The organism is Streptococcus mitis (assembly GCF_003944325.1).
GTDB lineage: Bacteria > Bacillota > Bacilli > Lactobacillales > Streptococcaceae > Streptococcus > Streptococcus mitis_CW.
Genome location: NZ_RJPX01000030.1, coordinates 1 through 24,470 on the forward strand (window position 1 = coordinate 1; position 24,470 = coordinate 24,470).

Sequence of the window (24,470 nt, forward strand, 5' to 3'; positions counted from 1 at the left end):
CATATTTCCGATAAAACAAATAAACAACTCTTAGAACAGAATCTATTAGATTTAATTAGTAAAAAAATAAATAATAAAATACCAGTAATAATATTTGATCCCTCTGATTTCCAAAAAGTTAGATCTGAGCGAAAGGAATTTTACAAGACTTTATGGGAGAAGGAAAAGATTTCATTAAATGCTTTAACTTTATTAGCTATTTTATCCATTTTTGAAGATAAACAAATTGATAGTTATGAAAATATTTATGATAAACTAAACACTCATGGTTCCAAAAATACTATAATAAAATTATTAAATTATATAGATTCTAATATTTTCAGCAATATCAAAATTTACTTACATGAACCAGATAATTTGTACATTACCTCTAATATTAATTCTTTCAGATCTATAATAAGTGCCTACAAGGAGCAAGATAATCAAGAAATCCCGTTTAATATTTTCAACCCTAACATTTTATGGGAAGAACTAACAAATGTTCAAAGTGAGATTTCTAGAGAACATTATAAAGAAATACTTAACACTTTAGATAAAGATAAAGGTTTTATCACCGAACAACTGAATAAACCTTCCTTTTCTTTACAAACCTTTGATAAACTAATAAAAAACTACAAAGATTCATTTACAAATAAAATTAATATCGAAACCCTAGAAAGTGATGCGATGAAATCTCTGGTTCAAATTCCAAAAAAGACACTTAAGAAAAAATCCGATAATAGAAACCATAAAAAGAATGCACTAATAAAATACATTAATCAACATTCTAAAATTAACGATATTGATGAGAGAGTTATCAACCAATATCGAGTAAGTGACTTACTGAGTATAAAAAACTCAATAAACAACATTGAATTATATATAAAAATTCTGAATAAGAAGAAACTTTCTGTTAGTAAAAAAAGTAAAAATAAAATTGAGAAGTTAATAACAGAATTAGAAACTAAAAATGAACTACCTTCAAACATGTAAGTAATTATTAAGTCAACAAATCATATAAAGTATATACAGAAAACCTTAACTCTTTCAATTCAAATCAGTTATCCTTAACTATTTTTGACATAAGAATCCCTCTTATTCAGACAACAAACTAATCCCTAGACTTTTCTCAATAGATCACAAATCCTTTTGGAGAGATGACAAGCTGATTTTCTAATTCTTGGCAATTGCTTGCTAGTGCTACTGCTTCTTTTTGTAAATGATAATCTTCTTTTGATTGGTTGAAAATGGCTTTGAGGATTCGGCCATCATATTTCCATTCCAAGGCTACTATATCAGCTTTGATTTCTTTTAGGCTATACTTGCCATACTGAATGATTGATGATGCTTGTTTTCTAATATTAATAAGCTTCTTTATGAAATTCAGCATATCATTGTCACTTGATACGCGTTCCCAAGGCATACAACGTCGACAATCTGGGTCTGGTCCTCCGGTTAAAGCTAACTCGGTTCCGTAATAGATGCAGGGTGTTCCTTTTTGTAAAAAGAGAAAGGCTAGAGCTGATTTGACCAGTTGAACATCCTCATTGGCCGTCCACAAGATTCGCTCTGTATCATGCGAATCCAAGAGATTAAACATAACTTCTGAAATCTGCTGCTTGTAATACATAGATTGGCCATTGATTTCATCGATGAACTGGTCCGTCTTCTTAATACCACGTAAGAAATAGTCCTTGATGCTATCAGATAAAGGATAATTCATGACCGCATGGAACTCATCTCCATTTAGCCAAGGCTGAGACGTATGCCAGACTTCTCCTAAAATATAAAGATCGGGCTTTTTAGCTAAAACAGCCTTGCGAAAATCCTTCCAGAACTGATGGTCAATCTCATTAGCAACATCCAAACGCCAAGCATCAATATCAAACTCTTCAATCCAATAAGTCGCAACCTTTAAAAGATAGCCCTTAACCTCTGGATTGGCTGTATTTAGCTTAGGCATATAGTCCTCGAAACCAAAAGCATGATAGGGTAAATCTCTCTTATTGGCTAGCTTTTCAGTTGTCACTGGGAATTGTTGAATATGGAACCAATCTTTGTAAACGGACTCCTCACCGTTTTCGACAACATCTTGCCATTGAGGCGATTGCGAACCAATATGGTTAAATACAGCATCCAGCATGATTTTCATGCCACGCTGATGCGCTTGCTCGACCAGCTCCCGAAAGGTCTCCTTGTCTCCAAAATGACGGTCAATTTCAAAGTAATCCGTCGTATTGTACTTGTGATTGCTCGTAGATTCAAAGATAGGACAAAGATAAAGTCCAGTAATTCCCAAGTCTTGCAAGTAATCCAGATGGTCAATAATCCCCTGTAAATCACCACCAAAGAAATCATCACTCTGAGGTGTGATAGATGAATCCCAGTCTAAAGTCCCTTCTGGGTTTAATAGAGTATTTCCATTGGCAAATCTCTCAGGAAATATCTGATACCATACCGTATCTGAAACCCAGTCTGGCACTTGACATGCATCAATTTCATGAAGATAAGGCAACTTAAATCCGTTTCCAATGGCATGAAGATTTTCTAGAGAATTTTCCACACACCCTTTATCGCCATACAAAATGCTTTGGCCTTCTGTATCCGTGAGTTCAAAGAGATACTGGATACGTGCAAAGTCAACTGACACTTCAACTTGCCAATAATCAAATAAGGCATCAGAAGTTATCTTGGACATTTCTTTTGTATCCTGATAAAACTCCTCCATAAAGATAAAAGGATCACCATAATGCAAGTTGATGCTTTCAATGTCCCCTTTCTTAGTTCGAATCCGAATATGAAGTTTCTTGTCCTTATAAAGATAAGCATACTCCGACTCAGGCCTATGGTAAATAGCACTTGATTCCATCAATTTGTCTCCTGATTTACTTGGTTGCATTTGCGACGCAAACGTTTTCATAATTGTGATTTTAGTATACTACTTTCGTATTTTATTTTCAAGGCTTGTCCGTAGATTCTAGTGATTTGGTTCTATAAATAAAAAAGCAGCCAGTCTTACAACTTGCTACTTTTCAAATGATGATTTACAAATGTCTTTCCAGCCACTCAATTTTTTTAAAATCCTTATTGTTATTTTGCTCATTTCGATAAGAATCTTGGGAAGAAGCCTTGTAAATACTTAAATACTGTTCTAAACTTGGAACGCGAAAAGTGATGTTTTCGAGATGAATCAGCTCTATATCCGATTCCGAAACTCCTGCAAAATCAGGTAAAGAATCGATACTTCCGAATTCAACACTCAGCCCATCTTTTTTGAATTCATGCTCATGAATATCTATTAAGGCATAGCCTAAGTGTTTCATCACTTTCATTATCTTGTCCCAGTCATAAATTCTGAGATGATCAGGTGCTTCCCAACCTCTAGGATCTCCAGGAACATGAATGTCAATGTCAGACGGCTGCCATTCTTCATTTGAACGGTATTCAAACCCCAAAGACCCCATGAGCGTCGGAGTGATTCCGACTTGGTTTAAATGAGAACAAATTGTTCGAAATTCATCAAATAGAGAATTCATTCCTCCTCCAATTGTTGATATGAAACTCGATTTCGCAGTGAAAAATAAACTAATTTTTAATTTCTACTCTTTCGGTTTTGAAAATACTTCTACTCGTTGAGCTAGGACTTTAATTTCTACAGGTAGGTTATCTGATTTATCGCCGTCAACATCTGACTCCAATTCACTATCTGAAGAGATCTTAATATTACGTGCTCTGATATACTCAATATTATCATTGCTGACAACATCTCCTTTTAGTAAATCAGGAATGACGGATAATTTAGAGAATATAGAGGCATCTTTTAGAATCAAAATATTGGCATAGCCATCTTTGTCTTCTTCAAAGATTTTCTTATCAGCGAAGTAATTTGTCAAGAGAACCAAAACATGGCTAGCTTCACCAACATAATTTCCATTTTCTGTCTCAACCTTAATGTTAAAGACCTGATCCGTCATAACAGACTTCATGGTATTAACAGCATAGGCCAAAATACCAAATTTCGTCTTGTCCTCAATTTCAACATTGTGAATCGCTTCTGGAACAGAACCTATACTAAAGATGTAACCAAAATAATTGTCGTTTGATTTACCTATATCAATCTTGTTGCTTAAATCAAAATTGAGTTCATCAATCGCGCCATCGATGTCTTGATTGATTTCCAAAAGTTTTGTAATAAGGTTACCCGTACCACCAGGGATAATACCTAACTTAGGAATGTAGTCTCTCTCAGCGATACCTGAAATGACTTCATTGACAGTACCGTCTCCACCAAAAACAACTACTGCATCGTACTGTTCACGAGAAGCTTCTTCAGCAAAATGTGTTGCATCCAGTGCTTTTTCTGTAATTTTGGTTTCAACATATTCAAAGTATTCTTTTGCTTTATTCTCCAGTTTTTCTTTATAATCCAAAGCCTTCTCCCCACCAGAGGTAGGGTTGATAATTAACATTGCCTTTTTCATTGATTTTCACCTCGAAATCCGTTAGAAATGGTTATATTTCATCATACGCATCTAACTATCCCCTCATTATACAATGAAAATACAGAAAAGAGAAATATGACGTACTGGAGATTAATACGCTTTTATTCTATTTTCCCATCGTATAACTACATCCTTTAAGTGTTCATCCAAGTAAGAATAGGCCTTTTCCTTTATCCAATAAGGAATACCATAAGCTGCCTCTGCCACCAAGTGAGAAGGCGTTTCTACTTACCATACTCTTTTATTTTATCAGCATATTCGGTCAAAAGATTTTTTGAATAAATTTTTTCATTACTTGAATTTCTAACTTCTTTCCAAAGAATAGAAGCGACTTTTAACTTGTTTGAGTAGTTAAGACTATTTTCATCTGCACAGAAATTCTTTAGAAATTGGTTCCATTGACAAACCGAATGATCATACTTGGCATAATCTGAATTTCCATAATAAACTTTTAGCATATCTTGGATTGTAAAACTCAAATCATTTTCTCTTTTTACTTTTCGCCAAGCAGTCGCCATATCAGCAGTAAATTTAAAGGGTGAAACATCTGTTAAAGTTGAGAAATATTCTCTAAAGTGTGTATTAAAGGAAAATCCACATTCAAGTAAGGGCGTATTTAAGGTAACGACTTCTACTAGTTTCTTTTTCCTTTTTATTGATGATTTTTTAATCAAATTACCCTTAAAGTACTGCTCAATAATATGATTGAGTTCTTGTTTAGTACCCTTATATTCAAGACCTAATGACTTGCATATCTGTGAAAGTTCATCACGATACCAATAATATTTATTAAACTCATCGAATGATACGATTTTATCAAACTCAGGTCTGCTTTCTATCAATATAACACCTCCTTAAAATCAATTTAGGTTGTCATATCAAAATAATGGAGTTTTAGTTTCATTGTTTTGACGTTTAACTTCGTTTCACTAACAAACTTACACATTCAACGGTTCGGACTTACCGTATCATCCGTGAAAAAACAATCCTCAAGAAATAAAGGAAAATCCTTTGTTTTGATATTGTTCCATTCGTAAACAGAGTCTACAATGTCTCCAACTATTGCACCTAGCATCCGTTTCCTCCTTGTGACACATCAGATTCATTACACATTCCCAATGGTTCACTCTTTAAAAATGGCTCAACTAAATCAATCCACTCCTGATGTAGGTAAGATGATAAATAACCGTGATTATACCCCTTTGCTTCATACAAAATTGTATTTGAATGTACCTGATGAAATAATTTTGCTGATTCTTTCACACAGTTCAATTCTTTTTCACCATAGATATACAGAACATGAGCCTTGCTAGCAGAAATCATATCTTTCAGCTTGTAATGCCCCATATAGTTTTTGTAAATGGTCACCAATGTTTTGACAGGCGTCCTTGGCAGATCCTCCAAATAATAAGCTTTTATTTCCTCTGGATAAGCCAGTTTAGGATAGAGTTTATTCATCATGCTTAACTGAAGTTTGCAAGAGAATTTATTGAACATCAGTTTACCAAATAGAGACACTAGAAAGATGCTGATTTTAGCTAACCTTGGTTGAGGAATACAGAGGCTTCCGTCTATAATGGCCTTCTCAGCAATTTCACTATCTAAAGATAAAAGCTCCATGGCAATTTGACCACCAAGTGAAACACCACCGATTGCAAACAATTTCCCACCACAGTTTGCTTTGATATAGTCTAGAATCTCCAAAGCCGAATCTTCAGTAGAAACATAATCAAGTTGATATTCCTCGCCGTGGCCATTCAAAGTGGGTAGAATAATACGGTATTTTTCTGACAAGATACGTGCTTGACGAAGATAATTCCAGCAAGAACTGCCACCACCATGTATCAGTAAAATAGGAGGCAAATTCTTATTACCAAATTCATGGAATTTCATGTTTAAACTCCTTACTGTAGGACTTTCACTAGCTACATCCTTGTTTAATCAGCTTGTACAAGCAGTGATACTGCCTCAACATGTGATAATATTTTTCTTTTATACTAATAAACAAAAGACAATGAAAATCATTTTAAAATGATACTGTGGAACGGAAAGATTATCACTACTTCCAAAAGAAACGACATTCATCACTCCACTTTAAATTATAATAGATAATTCTCTAACATAGATCATCTAATTAGCAAATCGTTACTTTCAATAATGGATATGCTGATTTAAATTTTAAAATGTTGTTTCCTTACTAATTCTATTACTAGCCAATATAGTATAAATAAAATAACCAATAAAAATGACAATAAAAATAACATTAATTTTTAACACAAAATAGAGATTTAACAAATTTGCGAACGCATGAAATAATAGACAGTACCCCACAGATTTCGTTTGACGGTAAAGAAGACCTAAAACAAAACTTAAAAATAATGTATATATAAAAAATAAAATAAAAGGAAATCCTTGATGGCTTTCTCCAACTATAAACCATAAAGGCAGATGCCAAATCCCCCAAATTGATCCTACAATCAAATTAGATTGCCAATAAGTATATTTTTTATCAAGTAACGGTTGTAATATACCTCTCCATCCTAATTCTTCATGTCCACCACCAAAAAAAATTAATTGTATAAAGAATAGCGGCATCAGATAAATTGATACTCCGTTTAATTCTAAGGAAGATACAGAGAATAGTATCAAAATTGCTAACAAATGAATAATGAAGTAAATACTACTATTTTTTCTTTTATTAAATACAAAATGTTTAAATTTTATATTATTCCTTTTCAAATAAAAGCCACTTGCAATAGCTGGACCAAGTGCACCTACTATATGTAATATTCTCCCTATAAATGTTTCTAATCCAAAAATATGAGATTGAGTAAATATGGCAAGAAGCCCCCAAGCTATATAAGTAATTCCAAATGTAAAATAAAGATAATTTTTTAAATTCTTTTTGTCAATTTCTGTCATTTTATCTTCCTGATCTTGATTATTCTACGTATAATATTTTTTTACTGCTTCTTAGTTGCTCTCGATTATAACTACCTATATTCTATCATAAAAACACAAAAAAAGCCTTAAAATCAAGGCTTTTCATTATTCATTTCGTCAATACTTTAGTTTCGTAGATTCAGATTCGCATGATTAAAACTAGTCAATTTTCTCTGTGATGTTTCCAAGTTTATCCAATACAAGACAGGAATGATCATTTAGTGGAATTATGGGAACATTAACGAGTTCTTCAGCTCTATCCTTATTAGCTTTATCATTCCAGGAATCATAATGAACACTAATTAAAAACTGACTAAAGACTCCTAATCCATTTTTTATCTTTATCTGATAATCTGAATTATCATTAGGTGAAACATAGACTTTTTCTCCTAATAATAGGGCTCCTGCAGAAAATCCCATAACTTTCGCCCCTTTATTCAGCATACGATCGATATAATTTTTGAACTGCTGATTGACGTAAGTAGCTAAATACTTTTCCGTATTTCCACCACCAATAATAACTAGATCAGCATCTAGATAGCTATCAAAATTAATCTGCTCAGTATCCAAGAGTAAGTAATCAGTTTTTAGGTTAGAAAAATGGCTTCGGAAAACTTCCGTGTACTTTTTCATGTACGGTTCCCAATTTTCTCGATAAACTGTAAAAATGACAATTCTTTCGATCTTCCTTGATGACACAATTTTGTTAACAATCGTATGGTTCTTTATCGACGGATTTCCACCCATCAAAAAAATTTGTTCGTCTAACTTTCACACTTTCTAAAGATACATAAAGTTTAAACAAGTTTATTCACGTTTTGAAATTATAATTTTTTCTTAAAACACATCATTAAACATATCATTTTATTATAAACTGACTAAGATCGCACCAGCAATACTACATACTAGACGATTCGGACTTGCCGTATCATTTCGTCGTTTTCCCTCCTCATTCTACGAGTCCTACCGTATGGGAGATCATTTACTTCTACTTCTCTGATGCCTCAGCTTGTACAAGTAGTGATACCGCCTCAACATGTGGTGCTAGTCAACATCTATATTATAAAACGAAAGTAATAGAGTGTTTTATAGAATTATACTATAAAACGAAAGAGAATTACATACTCAACTCAACCAATTTATAAAATTCACCTTTCCTATCCATCAAGTTATCAAAAGAACCATCTTCAACAATAACTCCATTTTTCATAAAAAGAATTCTATTGTATTTCTTCAACATGCTCTTATTTAACTTATGCGTAACAACAAGAACCGTCAAATCTTGAATTTCTAAAATTGAATTTTCAATTTCAGTAGTAACTTTATTATCTAAAGACGAGGTAGCCTCATCTAATAATAAGATTGGTGTTTTTCGAATTAAAGCACGCGCAATACTAAGTCTCTGTCTTTCTCCCCCAGATAGATTTGATCCATTCTCGCCACATAAAGTTTGTAGACCTAATTCATTTTCTAAAATATAACTTTCTAAGCCAGACTGCTGTACAGCTTTTTTTATATCATCTTCATTAAAGGATTGACTAAGGGTAATATTTGCTTTTAAAGTATCATCAAAGATATAAACATCTTGCTGAACAATAGTCATTAAGTTATAAAGGCTCTCTGCTGAAATAGCTTGCAAATCTTGATTATCAATTGAGATATACCCACTTGTTACATCATAGAAACGCAGTAATAGATTGAGTAAAGTTGATTTTCCACTACCTGACATACCTACTATTGCAATTTTTTCCCCCTTTTTGATATGCAAAGATAAATGATTAAAAATCTTTTCCTCAGCATTAGGGTAGGAAAAATCTACATTTGAAAAAGAAATGACATCATCAAAATATTCTTTCGTTTTACCAGTTTGAAGTTCGATTACATCTTTTACCTCAAATGAATTCAGTGTAGCCTGACCTTCGCGGAATTTACTCATTCCCATACCAATTTCATTTAGTGGCATTACTACAAAATTGACTAGTTGAACAATAGCTGTAACACTCCCAATTGTGGTATGCCCACCGAAGACCAGATACATTCCTCCACCAAAGGCTACTAAAAAAACAATCATCCCTGAAAGTTGAGAAATAACATTAGATAAAACATCAAATTTCCCTTTGATGAAATATATCTCATCCAATTTTTCACTTTCGTTTTTGTAATCTTGACGGATAGCCTCTTTCACATTAAAACTTTTTATAACTAGAAACCCTGCTAAAATATCTTTAACCTTAGCTAAATATTTCTGATCGGCTATCATAGAACTATTTTGTAGAGAGGCTGATTTTTGTCCAATAAATCCTGAAATCATCATAGGAATAATGCTAGCAATGATAACTAATAAGGTCAAAAACCAATTGCCTATAAACATGGCTACTAGTGAGAAAATCATTAAGGAAATATTTTTTGAAATATTAAAATACTGGTGCAAATAATCCTGCTCAATTTTCTTCATGTTCTCAGTTAATATTGAAATAAATTTCCCTGATTTTTCCTTAGAAAATTCTCTATAATCCCTATCTAAAATAGATTTAAACACCTTATTTTTGTATCTTGACATAATCTGCCTAACAAGTTTATTTCTTAATCGAAGGGATATAAAATTAAGACTGGCATAGATAAATATTACGATAGCACCTATTAGTATCGCTTGGGTTAGATCTTCCCTATTTTGGGACATTCCACTATCAATTATAATTTTAATAGAATAAGCAAAAGCAATATTAGTTAAAGGAACTAATATATTAAAAATCATGAAAGTATAAAAAGACTTCTTATGGTACTTTGTCAATTGTTTCATTCCTAATCTACCTCGTAATTCTTACATTTCATTTAGAAAATGTGACATAAAATATTCTTCTAAGTCAATATTCTCTCTCCTAATCTCTTTCATAGAGACCTGTTCTACAATTTCTCCATTTTTGATAACACCAATTTTATCTGCTATCTGTGAAATTTCCGATAATATATGACTCGATATTAGTATTGTAATTCCATGCTCCTTAGAAAGAGACAACAAAAGATTTCGAATTTCTTGAATTCCTATTGGATCTAAACCATTGATTGGCTCATCTAAAATTAACAATTTAGGTTTTGTTAGAAAGGCACGAGCTAAACCAAGCCTTTGCCTCATTCCTAACGAAAAATCTTTTACTTTTTTAGTCGTATTCTTTAATCCGACCATTCTTAAGGCTCTTATTATATCTGATTCAATAATATTTTTCCCCATATACTGAGCGTGAATTTCTAAAATTTCTTTTGCAGTGCAATTATCATAAAAAATTGGTGTTTCAATAACACTTCCAACCTGACTTAGAATCTCCTCTCTGTGATCTTGTAAATTTTTTCCAAAGATTTCAATACTACCAGATGTAACAGTTGATAAGGATAACATGCATTTCATTAAAGTTGTTTTCCCTGCGCCATTTGGTCCTAAAAATCCATAGATTTCTCCTTCAGCAATTTGAAGGTTGATACCACTTAAAATTTCTTCCTTATCAATTGTTTTAAAAACTTCTTTTACTTCAACAATATTTCTCATTTCTATCTTTCTTTCTATATCTAGCTTTAAATGCAAGGATTTTTCTTCAGGAGCATAAATACCAACTTATACAGTCTCTTCGTTTAAATAAATCATCACAAAATTAGCACTTCCCTTCCATTAAATTTAGCTATACTACTTGATATTAATATCTTTTCTTGAAATAGTATAAATTGAAAATGAAACAATCATTAAACTTATGAAACTAGCAAATATTAAGAAGAATAAGTTATCAACAAAATTATTAGTTAAACTGCCTGGACTTACATTCGAAAGTAACGCTGCTAAACCAAGTCCTGAAAGCATTGTTATTGCTATTGAATGCCTAATCATACCTAAAACAAAAGGTAGTATTCCGATTAATACTGTTCCAACCGTAATTCCAGCTAAGTTAATCATTTGATTAGCTACTGGGATATAATTTGATTCAGTTAAAACTGCTACTAATTTAATTAATAATTGAATAACTAAATGTGCAGTAAAATGAGCAATAAATGATATCAGAATTACTGTAAGCACTTTTCCCCATAATAACTTTATTTTAGAAACAGGGTAGGAAAACAACTGAAAAATTGTTCTTCGTTTAAATTCATCAATAATAATCGTAGATAATAAATAAGATTCAAAAATCAAAAATGCTGCTTTGGTAAATAAAGATGAAAACAATGAAGCTACAATCGCCCAACCTTCCCATTTACCAGTAACTCTAATAACATTAGAATCCTGTCCAGTGAATTCTCCTAGTTTATTGTCAGTACCTAATCCCATAATAATGATTGCTGTAATACCTAACACTATGAATATAGTACACAACCAGGCTAAAAATAATTTAGATTTTGAAACTTTATTTAATTCAATTTTAATAAGCGACAACATAGATTTTTCCTCCAAAAAATTTTGTTAATATTAATTACACTATTCTCAAAGCACCTTACATACTTCTGGTATGTTGAAATTCAAAAAAACAAACATACTGAAGGTATGTATAATGGAATTTTTAATACCATATCTAGAGTATGGTATTTTTTAAAATATCAATACTTAAAATTTATTTGGCACCTTTTAAGTGATCAAATAATTGGAAAATTACTTCCATCATTTCATCAGTAATCAACTGCACTCCCAAACCTTCAAAAGTTAGTTTAATGAACTTCATTTTACTCTTTAATTCTTCTACTGAAAAAACAGAAATTTGGAATCCAATCCAAATATTCAAAGTCAACACAATCAAATCAGCTAGCTCTTCAGGATATTCTGTTTTAATTGATTTATCTTTAACACCTTCGAAAACTTTTTCTCTAATTCCTGGTAAAAAATCAGAAAATAAACTTAAATACTGCTCTCCTAACAAACGTGGACTTCTTAGCATAATTGAGACAGAGTATACTAATCTTTGTTGTTCTAAATTAGAGAACGCATCCATCAAAGAATTTTGTATTTTTTCTAATGCAGTATCTCCTCTCCAATTGTAATTTAAAATTTCTTGATTATTTTCGCTAATGATTGATTGCAATATTTCATCTTTAGACGCGAAATGATGATAAATAACACCTTTCGTCAATCCACCTAACCCATCGATTATATCTTGTATTGAGGTATTATCAAATCCTTTTTCTAAAAATAAATCTTTCGAAACTTCTAATATTTTCCTTCTTGTTTCTTCCGGATTTCTATTCCTTGCCATTATATTCCTCTTCTATCATACTATCGGTATGTATTTCTATTATAATGTACTCAACTCATAATGTCAAGTTTCTTGTTATTTACTATAATTTTACGCCATTCATTTTCCCTCCTGAAAATAAAAAAAGGAGAACAATATACAATTGTTCTCTCTTTAGATAAATATTTATTGTTGTATTCATTTTTCCGATGCGCAAACGACATCTACAAAGACATATACATCTATGTTCCTTTTCAGGACTTTTTTGACGTCAAAATTGCCTTTATCTACAAATACAAAATGCTTGTAAAATAGCTTAAAATCAAGGATTTTCACCTTCTTGTTCGTTGTAGCAACACTACACACTCCACGTGATGCGTCTGAGGAAAAAGATCCACCGGCTGGACTTTCTTCAATTCATATCCCAATTCTTGGTAGAGTTTGATATCACGCGCCATAGTAGCGACATTGCAGGAGATATAGGCGATGCGATCAGCTCCTGTTTGAGTACTAGCTTTGATAAAACTCTCAGTGAGTCCTTTTCTTGGTGGATCCACTAGGATAAGACTTGGTTGAATCCCATCTTTAAGCCAATTCTTCATAGCATTTTCAGCTGTATCACAGACATAGTGGGCATTTGAAATATTGTTCAGTTGAGCATTCTTCTTACTATTCTCAACCGCTTCTGGAATTACTTCAACACCATAAACTTCTTTGACATGTTTCGCAACAGAGAGGCCAATCGTCCCGATACCAGAATAGGCATCAATGACCACATCATCTTCTTTTAATTCAGCAAAGTCAATGGCTGTTTGATAAAGTTTTTCAGCCATTTCAGTATTGACCTGATAAAAGGCTGGTCCAGCGATTTGGTAGTCATTTCCCAACATCTGGTCAGTAATAAAGTCTTGTCCATAAAGTGTGCGCCATTCCTTACCAAAAATTGCATTGGTGTTCTGATCATTGATATTTTGCATAACCGACACAATCTCTGGGAACTGCTTGGTTAATTGTTCAATCACTTGCTCCACACGAAAAACTTTGGGACGAGTTGTCACCAAAATGACCATGATTTGCCCTGAATAGTGCCCACGACGCACCACAAGATTTCGAATCAAGCCAGCTTGTTCCTTTTCATCATAAGGTTTTAAATCATAACGACGGAGCAAGTCGCGTAGGGCTACTACTACCTCGTCAATTACAGGATCCTGGATAAAGAAATCTTCCAGTGGCATGAGGTCGTGGGAATTCTTACGGAAAAATCCAGTTTCTAAGACACCATTAACACGACGAACAGGCACCTGTGCCTTGTTGCGGTACTTGACTGGATTTTCCATGCCAAGTGTTTCAGCAACCTCTACATCAGCAATCCCAGCAATCTTGTATAGACTGTCCTTGACTTGCTTGGTTTTAAACTTGAGCTGTTCTGGATAGGCAAGATGTCCTAAATCAGTGATTCCTGAACGCAGGTAAGCCAAATCTACGTCTTGATTACGGTGTGGTGACTGGACAAGGTATTCTTCAACTTTCCCAAAGCCAATCTTTTTATTGACCTTGAGAACTCGCATGAGGATTTTTTCACTTGGTAAAGCATTCTCGACAAAGAATACCAAACCATCTACCTTGGCAACTCCTGCACCTTCATGGGTCAAGTCAACAATTTCAACTTCTACAATATCATTTTTCTTTAACATTCTCTTCTCTTTCTATTGGCCGATAAAAAAGACGGCAACGTTACGGTTACCATCTATTATACCATGAAATTTCTTAAGAACCAAAACTCTTGAAGAAGTTGACAAGGGCTTGCCAGAGGGCGCTTAGGAAATTACTACCGTCCTCTAACGCCTTATCAGCATCAAAGTTAAGGTTGATATTTTTAAAACTGTCGCCAGCTTGTGAAACAATACTTTGTTTAAGGTCATTTAGGGTTTTAGTGAAATCGGCATTGCTGAGGATATCACTCTTTGAGAGATTCAAAGCAAAATTGATGATGATATTGATCTGGTTTCCTGTTATGACCTGATCAAGTTTGTAATTTTTCAAGGTATCTTCAACAATTTTACGGACATCTTCCTCTGTCAGATTTCCCTTACTTTCTTTAGCTTTGGCGAGTCCTGACTTGATATCAGCTAGGGCAACATTTAATTTATTAGCATCATAGCCTGACTTGTCCTTGTTTTCAGCATTGATATCGGACAAAGCCTTTAGCTCTTCTTGAGCCAAGTCTTTATTGGCTTGTGGTACCTTGGCTCCATTAGCTTCAAGTGAATAGTAAATTCCGGCTAAGGCACTCTCACCTGTAACTGGAATAGGTGCTGCTACAGTAATTTTGGCGTGTTCCACACCCAAAGTTACGGCCGCATTGCGGTACATATCCTGCGTCACCTTAGTAATGTTTTCTGGTGTTTCAATCTTTACCTCAAGTGGTGATTTGTCACCTAGCTTTTGAATCTTGGCTGATGAATACAATTGTAAGCTAGAGTCATTGGCAACATTCATAATCTTAGAATAGACATCAGGTGTCATGGTCTTGAGTTCTTTGGTGTCTGTTGAGGCATTGTAGCCTAGTTTTTTTAGAGTTTGATTTTTTTGGTCTTCAGACAATGATGAACCTAGGACATATTCAGGTTGGACATAGGTTTCATCGATGACTTTTTGAACATCTGTTGCTGCATGGACGCTATTCATAGCTGTTACTGCCCACAAGACCGCAGCACTGGTCAGAAAGAGTTTCTTTCTCATAGGGATTTTCCTCCTTTACCTTTCTAGAGTAATATATCTATCTTAAAGAAAACTTATAACAAAAACACCTGGGCTAGCCAGATGTCGAAAAGAGAGTGAAACATTTGATGATGTAAAGGTTGAGTTGCACCTGTCTAGAATAGTAATAGTTTCCTCCATTTACATAGAGTTCGGCTCCATGGAAAATGGAAATGGGGTGAATATAACTATAAGTCTTTCCAGTGGTATTACCAAGCAAGGGAGCAACAGTCTCACGAGAGTACTGTTTGGCCAGAGCCAAGGTGTTTTCCTTGCCATTTTGGGCGATAAAATCGATATAGGCAGGTCCAAAATTGTAGGCTTGAACAGCCGTCCAGACATCAACCCCCTTATTCTGAGCCAGATAGAGATTGTCTGTCAGAGTTTGAACACCTTGCCGAATGCTAGAGGCATTATCATTGATAGTGTTGGTGGAACCACTTGCAGACTCACTAGACTGCATGACATCGCCTTCTTTTCCTTTTGTTTCGGTATAAATCATAGCGAGCACAAGCTCTTCGTTTGCTGGGGTGTCTTTTTCACTCAAGATTTCTCGTACCATGGGTTGATAGGTCAGGACCTGCTTGACATCTTGGTGAACACGGTAAGCTTTATATCCAGCAAAAAGGAAGACTGCTAGTACAAGCACTCTTCGAATTCGTTTAAACATTATTTACTTTGGATATCCTCGATATTTTTGATTAAGATAGAGTAGGTTCCATTGTCATTTTGGATAAATTCAACAGACTCAGCGTCTTGATAAACATTATTGGGAACGATGAGCTCAATTCCATTTGACAAGGAGAGTTTTTGGTTTTCAAATTTTTTAAGCTGACGACTGGCATCAATTTCATCAAATTGAACAGGCTCTGGTACAGCTTCCTTTACTTGATCAATAAAGCTCAAACGAGCCGTCAGGTTGTTATCAAAAAGGTCATTAGCCAATTTTTCAGGCGACAATTCATTGCTTTCTTCCAGGTTATTGAAAATCGCTGATTTGACCTTAGATTGAAATTGAAAATCATCTGTGTTAAAAGTCTCAGCAATTCGCTGTGCCGTTTTTTCTAGTTCTTTGATAGATTTCTTAGGAGAAATATTAGGAGCGACAGCAAGAAGATTATCTGAAAAATAGTTCAAAAAAGTCCCGTTGTACTTGATTCGTTTTTCAATCAGATGGTACTTGCGACTCTGAAGATTAACCACCAAGGCTTCGTCAGCACCCGTTCCAAATCCAGGCAGGTTATTCTGAGTTAGCTTGATTGGATTGTCAACTTCTCCTCCGAGGTGAGTCAGAGTCTCACGCAGGGCAATTCGCAAGAAAGCGAAGTGCTCCACGCCTTCTTTAGAAAAGAGTACAAAAATCAAGTCATTGGTCTTGAGATTTTCAGAAATACTGAACTCTTCTTTCCAGAGATTAGCCAGTGTTACTGATGTCTCCAATAAATCGTCGGTGATGTGATTGAAGAAGGGATTTTCTTCTTCGAAAATCCCAGTCTTGGCTTCATCTGAATACACACGTTCAATTTTTTTACGCAGGTATTCTTCGATTTTTGGAGTGATATTGAGAAACTTATCCGCTAGGAACAGCTCGGTATCATCTGGGCTGAACTGATGGATAATGGCTTTCTTAATATAAATGTCCATAAAAATTTTAATCCTCGTATAGTGGGAAGGCATCTGTTAATGCTTTGACTTCACTTCTCACTTCTTCTAAGACAGCTTCATTTTCTGCATTCTTAAGGGTTTTAATGATGAGTTCAGCTACTTTGCGACTCTCTTCTTCACCAAATCCACGCGCAGTAATGGCTGCCGATCCGATACGAATTCCGCTTGTCTTGAATGGTGACAAGCTTTCGTATGGGATTGAGTTTTTATTTAGGGTAATATTGACTTCATCCAGCAAGTTTTGAGCAACTTTTCCGTTTTCTACAACCTTAGTTACATCTACTAGGAAGAGGTGGTTTTCAGTTCCTCCAGAAATGATACGAAAATCAGGGTCTTGCAAGAAGACATCCGCCATATCCTTGCTGTTTTTGATAACATTGATAGCGTATTCTTTGAAGGATGGATCCAAAACCTCTTTGAAGGAAACAGCCTTAGCCGCCACAACATGCTCTAAAGGACCACCCTGAATACCTGGGAAAATAGCTGAATTGATCTTCTTAGCTAGTTCCTCATCATTAGTCAAAATCAAACCACCACGTGGACCACGAAGGGTTTTGTGGGTCGTTGTTGTCGTGATATGAGCGTATGGTACTGGGCTTGGGTGTAGACCAGCTGCAACCAAACCAGCGATGTGGGCCATATCTACCATGAGCTTAGCACCAACAGCATCAGCAATTGCACGGAATTTTGAAAAATCGATAATTTGAGAATAGGCTGAAGCACCTGCTACGATCAATTTGGGTTTTACTTCTTGGGCTTGTTTTAAAATAGCATCAAAGTCCAAGAGTTCCGTTTCAGGGTCCACGCTATAAGAAACAAAGTTGTAGGTTTGACCTGAGAAGCTAACAGGAGCTCCGTGGGTCAAGTGACCACCTGCTGCCAAATCCATCCCCATAACGGTATCACCTGGCTCAATTAAGGCCATATAAGCCGCACAGTTGGCTTGGCTTCCTGAGTGAGGTTGGACATTGGCAAATTTAGCGCCAAAAATTTCTTTTGCACGTTCAATAGCTAGAGTTTCTACCACGTCTACTACATCAGTTCCACCATAATAACGGCGTCCTGGGTAACCCTCGGCGTATTTATTCGTCAAGATAGACCCTTGAGCTGCCATAACAGCCTTGGAAACTACGTTTTCCGAAGCAATCAACTCAATGTTGTTTTGCTGGCGTTCTTCTTCTTTGGCAATAGCATTCCAGAGATCAGCATCATATGCTTTAAAATCGTCTTTATCAAAAATCATAGGTCTTCTCCTTTATAGCGTGACTGGTCCTTTAGTTTGTTTTACAATAAGAAAATAAACTAAAAGATGCGAATAAACCGTTTCTGCACTTTATCACAAGTATAACCAACTTTTTCATAAAATGCATGAGCACCCAGACGATGATCGGCAGAGTTTAAGCGGATAAACCCATAACCACGTCTTTTTGCTTCTTCTTCCAACCCTTGTAATAAGCTTTTACCAATACCTTGCCCTTGTGCTTGAGGTAAAACTGCTAAGGCTAAAATATTAAATCCTGCTTTGGAATAGAGGGATTCGTAGACCTCAGCGTGGACATATCCAAGTAGGACATGACTGACTTCATCCTCATAGCCAAGTAGGAAATGATGGGAATCCTGAGATAGTCTAGCTAGTTGACTAGCCGTTTCCTCTAGACTAAAAGAATAACCTAAGGCTTCTTGGTTAATTTCACAAATGGCTTTCACATCAGTTTCTCTTAAATTTCTTAGCATTTCATGCCTCCTCAAAAGAAATCTCTGGCAACCGAGCAAGAATATCTTCTCGCTTAATGACCCCTTGGCGTAAGATTTTCACCTTATCTCCAGACAAGTCCAAGATAGTAGAATCCTGTCCAGTTAGAAAAGCATCGTCTTCCAAACCCAGAACCTCTTGGTCAAAATCCTTCAGAATCTGTTCAAAGGTTACACCACTTGCCTGACCTGAGATATTGGCAGACGGCCCAATCAAGGGCCCCGTATCTCTAATCAAATCAAGGGTAATGGGATGACTAGGCATCCGAAACCCAACAGTTGCAAGACCAGAATTAACCCAATAGGGAACTCTGTCATTTGCTTCAAGAATAAGGGTCAAGGGACCTGGCAAAAAGGTCTCTACAAGTTTTTTCAGATAAGATGGTTGATTCTTAGAAAAGTGCAAGATGTCCTCTAGAGAGGCGATATTGAGATTGAGTGCCTTATCTCTAGGACGACGTTTGAGCTGGTAAACATGATCCACTGCTTTTTCATCTAAGGCATTAGCAAAAAGACCATAAACAGTCTCTGTAGGCAGAACGACAGCTCCACCAATTTCTAACTCTTGTCTAATCCTGTCCATCATCAACCACAACCATCCTATCTTGACCGAATTGGTCCTTGAGCGTTCGTACTCTTTTATCAGAAAGGTATTTCCTAAAAAGTTCAGGAACACTTTGACCTTGCTTGTATCCAATTTCAAGGTAAATCTTACCACCATCTTTGAGATAGTCTTTTGCATCTTCCGCAATTCTACGGTAAATAACTAGGCCATCCTCGTCTGCAAAGAGAGCTAGATGAGGCTCCGAATACAAAACATTCAAACCTACCTCTGACTCATCTTCACGAGAGATATAGGGTGGATTGGAAACAATTATATCATATTTTTCAGAAATTTCTGTAAAACAGTCAGATTTTTTTAAAAATATTTGAAGATTTTGCTTTTTAGCATTTTCGCTAGCTAAATCTAAAGCATCTTGGGAAATATCCGCTGCTGTTACTGACCAATCTTGTCTGTTTTTTGCTAAGGCAAGAGCAATAGCTCCACTACCTGTTCCGATATCCAGAACTGACAGATTCGTCTCAGGATTTTCAGCAAGAATAAGCTCAACCAATTCCTCTGTCTCTGGACGGGGAATCAAAACCCGCTCATCCACTTTTAACTGCATTCCATAAAAATCTGCCTGTCCGATGATATACTGTGCCGGTTTATGAGCTGATAACTGTTGGAAAATTCCTTTTACAAATACTTCTTCCTCTTCAGTCACTTCCTGCTGAAGAGCAAAGACAAAGTCAGTAAAAGAGAGATTTTTCAGGCTACGATAGACAAAAGAGAGGCTTTCAGCTTCCTCTCCTTGTCTTATCAATTCTTCTTCAAAATCTGAAAATAATTGAGCTAATTTCATTATTTGTTTAATTCTTCTAATTTTTGTGTTTGGTCATAGAGCACCAAGGCATCCACAACCTCATCCAATTTACCAGACAAAATAGTATCTAGTTTTTGGAGAGTCAAGCCGATACGGTGGTCCGTGACACGGTTTTGTGGGAAGTTATAAGTACGAATCCGTTCTGAACGGTCACCAGTACCGATTGTTGACTTGCGCTCAGCGTCTTGTTCATCTTGTGCAATCTGAGCAAAGTGGTCAGCAACACGCGCACGAATGATTTTCATGGCCTTCTCACGGTTCTTCTGCTGGGTACGTTCTTCCTGCATCTCAACCTTGATATTGGTTGGCAAGTGAACGATACGAACGGCAGTAGCAACCTTGTTGACGTTCTGTCCACCAGCACCAGAGGCATGATAGATGTCGACACGAAGGTCTTTTGGATCAATGTCGTATTCAACCTCTTCCACTTCAGGCATAACAAGAACTGTCGCTGTCGAAGTATGAACACGGCCTTGGCTTTCTGTCACAGGGACACGTTGTACACGATGAGCACCAGATTCGTACTTGAGTTTAGAGTAAACAGATTGACCTGAAACCATGGCAACCACTTCTTTGAAACCACCGACACCATTCATAGAAGCCTCCATGACTTCAAAGCGCCATCCTTGAGCTTCCGCATACTTTTGATACATGGTTAGCAAATCTCCAGCGAAAAGTGCTGCTTCGTCTCCACCAGCGGCGCCACGGATTTCAAGGATGATATTCTTGTCATCGTTTGGATCTTTAGGAAGGAGCAAGATTTTTAGTTTTTCTTCGTATTCTTCTTTTTCAGCCTTGGCATCCTTGAGCTCTTGCTTGGCCATTTCTTCCAAGTCCGCATCTCCGCCTGATTCTTTAATCATCTCTTCGGCATCAACGATGTTTTGAAGGACTTGTTTGTACTCACGGTAGGCTGTTACCGTATCACGAGTAGAAGCCTCTTCTTTGGAAAGATCCATGAAACGCTTAGTGTCCGAAACCACATCTGGGTCACTAAGCAATTCTCCTAATTCTTCATAACGGTCTTCTACAGCTTGTAGTTGATCATAGATGTTCATTTTTTCTCCTTATTTCTCAATTGTTAAATCATAGATTGCTACTACTTCGTTCTCGGATATTTCCCCAGTTTCTTTAAATCCATAACTGAGGTAACATGATCTTGCATGTTCGTTTTCTGGTTCATAAGACAACCAAAGTTTATTGCTTAAACCTGCTGGCGCTGTCCGAACATAGTCTAGTACTTTATCCATAATTGGTTTAAAATATCCTTGATTTTGAAAATTCTTATCAATCATAAAACGAAATAGTAAATAATTTCCACTACTAATTCCGATCATTTTATCATAAGCTATCATCACAAAACCTATAATTGCATCATTATCATAAACTGCCAATGGAGCTACAAAATCTCCATTTTTAGTGTAGACGTATGCTTCAGCTAAACTAATTGCGTTGGTTGCAATAAATTGTTTTTGATATTCCTTGACATCCAAATTCAAAACATCAAAATAATTTTCCATTGTAACATCTCTTAGTTCAATTGTCATAGTTTTGCTCCTTGTTAGAAGTTATCATGGGCGCAAAATAATGTTTACGGCAAACTGAGATATAGGTTTCGTTACCACCAATCTGGATCTGTTCTCCATCATAAACGGGCAGTCCATCCTGAGTTCGCAAGACCATGGTCGCCTTTTTCTTGCAATACTGACAAATGGTCTTGATTTCGTCAATCTTATCTGCTAAAAGCAAAAGATATTTGGAACCTTCGAACAATTCATTACGAAAGTCATTTTTCAAACCAAAAGCCATGACGGGTATGTCTAACTCATCGACAACGCGAGCTAGGTCGTAAACATGGTGACGCTTGAGAAACTGGGCCTCATCGACCAACACACAGTATGGTTTTTCAGGTAAGTCCCGGATATAACCGAAGATATCCGTCGTCTCCTCAATCGCAATGGCAGGGCGTTTCATTCCAATTCGACTCGACACATAGCCAACACCGTCACGCGTATCCAGAGCTGAAGTCATAATCACAACACCTTTTCCTTGCTCCTCATAGTTATAGGCCACCTTGAGAATCTCAATCGTCTTACCAGAGTTCATGGTCCCATAACGATAATACAACTGTGCCATGTTTCTTTCTTCACGTCCATTTCTAAATTTTTGCTACATTCTAGTATATCATAATTTTCTTAAGCTTTAAACGGCAAAATGTGGTAAAATAGAAGAAATCAAAACTAGTGGAGGAAGCTATTATGCCATTTGTACGCATCGATTTATTTGAAGGACGCACGCTCGAGCAAAAGAAAGCTCTTGCTAAGGAAGTAACGGAAGCGGTTGTTCGCAACACAGGAGCACCTCAGTCTGCTGTCCATGTCATTATCAACGACATGCCTGAAGGAACTTACTTCCCACAAGGGGAAATGCGCACCAAATAAGCTAGCTTAAGCAGAATTGCTTAGGCTTTTTCAATCCCCAAGTAGCATCCATTGAAGAAATAACCTAAATTTGTTACAATTTGAAAGGATACTTGGAAAAATTTCCAAGAAAAGAGCTATTAATTAAAGGAAACATTATGATTACACGTGAATTTGATACCATCGCTGCTATCTCTACTCCACTAGGTGAAGGGGCTATTGGTATTGTCCGCCTGAGCGGAACAGAAAGTTTTGCTATTGCGCAAAAGATTTTTAAAGGAAAAGACTTGAGTCAGGTTGCTAGCCACACTCTCAACTACGGTCACATCGTTGATCCTCTGACTGGTAAAGTCATGGACGAGGTCATGGTGGGAGCCATGAAATCGCCAAAGACCTTCACTCGTGAGGATATTATAGAGATTAACACCCACGGTGGAATTGCGGTGACCAATGAAATTCTCCAGCTAGCTATCCGTGAAGGAGCTCGATTGGCAGAACCTGGTGAATTTACTAAACGTGCCTTTTTAAACGGTCGTGTGGACTTGACACAGGCTGAGGCTGTGATGGATATCATCCGTGCCAAGACAGATAAGGCTATGAACATTGCTGTCAAACAACTAGATGGTTCCCTTTCTGATCTTATCAATAATACTCGCCAAGAAATCCTCAATACTCTTGCCCAAGTCGAGGTTAATATTGACTATCCTGAATATGACGATGTTGAGGAAGCTACTACTGCTGTTGTCCGTGAGAAGACTATGGAGTTTGAGCAATTGCTAACTAATCTCCTTAGGACAGCCCGTCGCGGTAAAATCCTTCGTGAAGGAATTTCCACTGCCATCATCGGACGCCCCAACGTTGGGAAATCAAGCCTTCTCAACAACCTCTTACGTGAGGACAAGGCAATCGTAACCGATATTGCTGGTACGACACGTGATGTCATTGAAGAATACGTCAACATCAACGGTGTTCCTCTAAAATTGATTGACACAGCTGGTATCCGCGAAACGGATGACATCGTGGAACAAATCGGTGTTGAACGTTCGAAAAAAGCCCTCAAGGAAGCTGACCTAGTACTACTAGTCCTAAATGCTAGTGAACCGCTGACAGTCCAAGATCGTCAACTTCTTGAAATCAGTCAGGATACCAACCGAATTATTCTTCTTAACAAAACTGACCTACCAGAAATGATTGAAACTTCAGAACTTCCTGAAGACGTTATTCGTATTTCAGTCCTTAAAAACCAAAACATCGACAAGATTGAAGAGAGAATCAACAACCTCTTCTTTGAAAATGCTGGCTTGGTTGAGCAAGATGCTACTTACTTGTCTAATGCCCGTCACATTTCCTTGATTGAAAAGGCAGTTGAAAGCCTACAGGCTGTTAACGAAGGTCTTGAACTAGGTATGCCAGTTGATTTGTTGCAAGTTGACTTGACCCATACTTGGGAAATTCTCGGTGAAATCACTGGAGATGCGGCTCCTGATGAACTCATCACCCAACTCTTTAGCCAATTCTGTTTAGGAAAATAAGAAAAATCCATGATCCTTTTTGCGGTCATGGATTTTATAGGTACGACGGGCATGTCGTACATCTGAGGTGTAAGTCCTCCGTGGGCACCCGCTACCGGTGAACCCAATAGCGATTCCCAAGCCTGACTATCGTGAGGTAGCGGGGAGAGGAAGGGATAGCGAAATCGTGGCTCTACGAACAGGAACGTGATAGTAAGGCGTATATAGCGGATAAGGGGGCCTAAAACTCTAAAGTCCAAAAAGGTAGTCGTAACCTATATGCGTAAATCACGAGAGTAAACGAGGA

Annotated in this window: 26 protein-coding genes and 1 pseudogene; 3 read left to right on the plus strand and 24 right to left on the minus strand. The window is 36.3% G+C overall.

Translation table 11 applies throughout. The features are described from left to right. On the plus strand, positions 1-972 hold a 972-nt coding region (locus tag D8787_RS11460; RefSeq protein ID WP_185776781.1), incomplete at its 5' end, for a hypothetical protein. Positions 973-1,108: 136 nt separating this feature from the next. Here the strand turns inward: D8787_RS11460 and D8787_RS08325 are convergent. From D8787_RS08325 to D8787_RS08440, 24 genes and pseudogenes are all read right to left on the minus strand, one after another. After that, a complete protein-coding gene (locus D8787_RS08325) occupies positions 1,109-2,848 on the minus strand; it encodes a glycoside hydrolase family 13 protein (protein WP_125422749.1) in 1,740 nt (579 codons plus the stop codon). A gap of 175 nt (positions 2,849-3,023) precedes the next feature. Beyond that, positions 3,024-3,515 (minus strand): phosphoribosylanthranilate isomerase, encoded by a 492-nt coding sequence (locus D8787_RS08330; RefSeq protein WP_125422752.1) that lies wholly within the window; start codon positions 3,513-3,515, stop codon positions 3,024-3,026. 63 nt (positions 3,516-3,578) lie between these two features. After that, positions 3,579-4,460, minus strand: coding sequence for a diacylglycerol/lipid kinase family protein (locus D8787_RS08335; protein WP_125422755.1), 882 nt, complete (start codon positions 4,458-4,460; stop codon positions 3,579-3,581). Positions 4,461-4,571: 111 nt separating this feature from the next. Beyond that, a pseudogene (locus D8787_RS12165) lies at positions 4,572-4,688 on the minus strand (hydrolase); the annotation flags it as partial. Between the two features lie 17 nt (positions 4,689-4,705). Beyond that, positions 4,706-5,323 (minus strand): SAP domain-containing protein, encoded by a 618-nt coding sequence (locus tag D8787_RS08345; RefSeq protein WP_125422758.1) that lies wholly within the window; start codon positions 5,321-5,323, stop codon positions 4,706-4,708. Between the two features lie 104 nt (positions 5,324-5,427). Continuing rightward, positions 5,428-5,556 carry an ADP-ribosylglycohydrolase gene (locus tag D8787_RS08350; RefSeq protein WP_080977865.1) on the minus strand — a complete coding sequence of 43 codons (129 nt, stop codon included), beginning with the start codon at positions 5,554-5,556 and terminating at the stop codon, positions 5,428-5,430. After that, positions 5,550-6,374, minus strand: coding sequence for an alpha/beta fold hydrolase (locus tag D8787_RS08355; protein ID WP_125422761.1), 825 nt, complete (start codon positions 6,372-6,374; stop codon positions 5,550-5,552). Before D8787_RS08355 ends, D8787_RS08350 begins: the two co-directional genes overlap by 7 nt. 285 nt (positions 6,375-6,659) lie before the next feature. Then, a complete protein-coding gene (locus tag D8787_RS08360) occupies positions 6,660-7,403 on the minus strand; it encodes a CPBP family intramembrane glutamic endopeptidase (protein WP_125422763.1) in 744 nt (247 codons plus the stop codon). Between the two features lie 180 nt (positions 7,404-7,583). Continuing rightward, positions 7,584-8,171, minus strand: a complete 588-nt coding sequence (locus D8787_RS08365; RefSeq protein WP_125422809.1) for a Type 1 glutamine amidotransferase-like domain-containing protein — start codon at positions 8,169-8,171, stop codon at positions 7,584-7,586. A gap of 370 nt (positions 8,172-8,541) precedes the next feature. After that, entirely contained in the window at positions 8,542-10,224 is a 1,683-nt protein-coding gene (locus D8787_RS08370; protein WP_125422766.1) for an ABC transporter ATP-binding protein, read from the minus strand. Between the two features lie 21 nt (positions 10,225-10,245). After that, positions 10,246-10,965, minus strand: a complete 720-nt coding sequence (locus tag D8787_RS08375; protein WP_125422769.1) for an ABC transporter ATP-binding protein — start codon at positions 10,963-10,965, stop codon at positions 10,246-10,248. Between the two features lie 135 nt (positions 10,966-11,100). After that, complete coding sequence (locus tag D8787_RS08380) at positions 11,101-11,841, minus strand: ABC transporter permease (protein WP_125422772.1); 741 nt, start codon at positions 11,839-11,841, stop codon at positions 11,101-11,103. Between the two features lie 172 nt (positions 11,842-12,013). Continuing rightward, the gene (locus D8787_RS08385; RefSeq protein ID WP_125422775.1) at positions 12,014-12,649 is read right to left on the minus strand and encodes a TetR/AcrR family transcriptional regulator; all 636 of its coding nucleotides are present in this window, start codon (positions 12,647-12,649) and stop codon (positions 12,014-12,016) included. Between the two features lie 311 nt (positions 12,650-12,960). Then, positions 12,961-14,322, minus strand: coding sequence for a 23S rRNA (uracil(1939)-C(5))-methyltransferase RlmD (gene rlmD, locus D8787_RS08390; RefSeq protein ID WP_125422779.1), 1,362 nt, complete (start codon positions 14,320-14,322; stop codon positions 12,961-12,963). 73 nt (positions 14,323-14,395) lie between these two features. Further along, positions 14,396-15,370, minus strand: coding sequence for a DUF1002 domain-containing protein (locus tag D8787_RS08395; protein WP_125422782.1), 975 nt, complete (start codon positions 15,368-15,370; stop codon positions 14,396-14,398). A 73-nt stretch (positions 15,371-15,443) separates the two neighbouring features. After that, entirely contained in the window at positions 15,444-16,058 is a 615-nt protein-coding gene (gene pmp23, locus D8787_RS08400; RefSeq protein WP_125422785.1) for a cell wall hydrolase Pmp23, read from the minus strand. Next, a complete protein-coding gene (locus tag D8787_RS08405) occupies positions 16,058-17,032 on the minus strand; it encodes a nucleoid-associated protein (protein ID WP_185776782.1) in 975 nt (324 codons plus the stop codon). The genes pmp23 and D8787_RS08405 overlap by 1 nt, the downstream gene beginning before the upstream one ends. A gap of 7 nt (positions 17,033-17,039) precedes the next feature. Continuing rightward, positions 17,040-18,296: a serine hydroxymethyltransferase gene (gene glyA, locus D8787_RS08410; RefSeq protein ID WP_125422791.1), complete on the minus strand. Its 1,257-nt coding sequence runs from the start codon at positions 18,294-18,296 to the stop codon at positions 17,040-17,042. 59 nt (positions 18,297-18,355) lie between these two features. Beyond that, positions 18,356-18,787 (minus strand): GNAT family N-acetyltransferase, encoded by a 432-nt coding sequence (locus D8787_RS08415; RefSeq protein WP_125422794.1) that lies wholly within the window; start codon positions 18,785-18,787, stop codon positions 18,356-18,358. A gap of 1 nt (position 18,788) precedes the next feature. Next, on the minus strand, positions 18,789-19,391 hold the full coding sequence (locus D8787_RS08420) for an L-threonylcarbamoyladenylate synthase (protein WP_185776783.1): 603 nt from the start codon (positions 19,389-19,391) through the stop codon (positions 18,789-18,791). Beyond that, positions 19,375-20,211 (minus strand): peptide chain release factor N(5)-glutamine methyltransferase, encoded by an 837-nt coding sequence (gene prmC / locus D8787_RS08425; RefSeq protein ID WP_125422800.1) that lies wholly within the window; start codon positions 20,209-20,211, stop codon positions 19,375-19,377. Before prmC ends, D8787_RS08420 begins: the two co-directional genes overlap by 17 nt. Beyond that, positions 20,211-21,290 (minus strand): peptide chain release factor 1, encoded by a 1,080-nt coding sequence (gene prfA / locus D8787_RS08430; protein ID WP_001028792.1) that lies wholly within the window; start codon positions 21,288-21,290, stop codon positions 20,211-20,213. Before prfA ends, prmC begins: the two co-directional genes overlap by 1 nt. Positions 21,291-21,299: 9 nt before the next feature. Beyond that, positions 21,300-21,779: a GNAT family N-acetyltransferase gene (locus D8787_RS08435; RefSeq protein ID WP_125422803.1), complete on the minus strand. Its 480-nt coding sequence runs from the start codon at positions 21,777-21,779 to the stop codon at positions 21,300-21,302. Further along, positions 21,769-22,368 carry a thymidine kinase gene (locus D8787_RS08440; RefSeq protein WP_084863496.1) on the minus strand — a complete coding sequence of 200 codons (600 nt, stop codon included), beginning with the start codon at positions 22,366-22,368 and terminating at the stop codon, positions 21,769-21,771. Before D8787_RS08440 ends, D8787_RS08435 begins: the two co-directional genes overlap by 11 nt. Before the next feature lie 122 nt (positions 22,369-22,490). Here D8787_RS08440 and D8787_RS08445 point away from each other — a divergent pair, with 122 nt between their 5' ends. Together D8787_RS08445 and mnmE are read left to right on the plus strand one after the other, a co-directional pair. Then, positions 22,491-22,673 carry a 4-oxalocrotonate tautomerase gene (locus D8787_RS08445; RefSeq protein ID WP_001117401.1) on the plus strand — a complete coding sequence of 61 codons (183 nt, stop codon included), beginning with the start codon at positions 22,491-22,493 and terminating at the stop codon, positions 22,671-22,673. A gap of 137 nt (positions 22,674-22,810) precedes the next feature. Further along, on the plus strand, positions 22,811-24,184 hold the full coding sequence (mnmE, locus tag D8787_RS08450; protein ID WP_125422806.1) for a tRNA uridine-5-carboxymethylaminomethyl(34) synthesis GTPase MnmE: 1,374 nt from the start codon (positions 22,811-22,813) through the stop codon (positions 24,182-24,184). Positions 24,185-24,470: the final 286 nt, after the last annotated feature.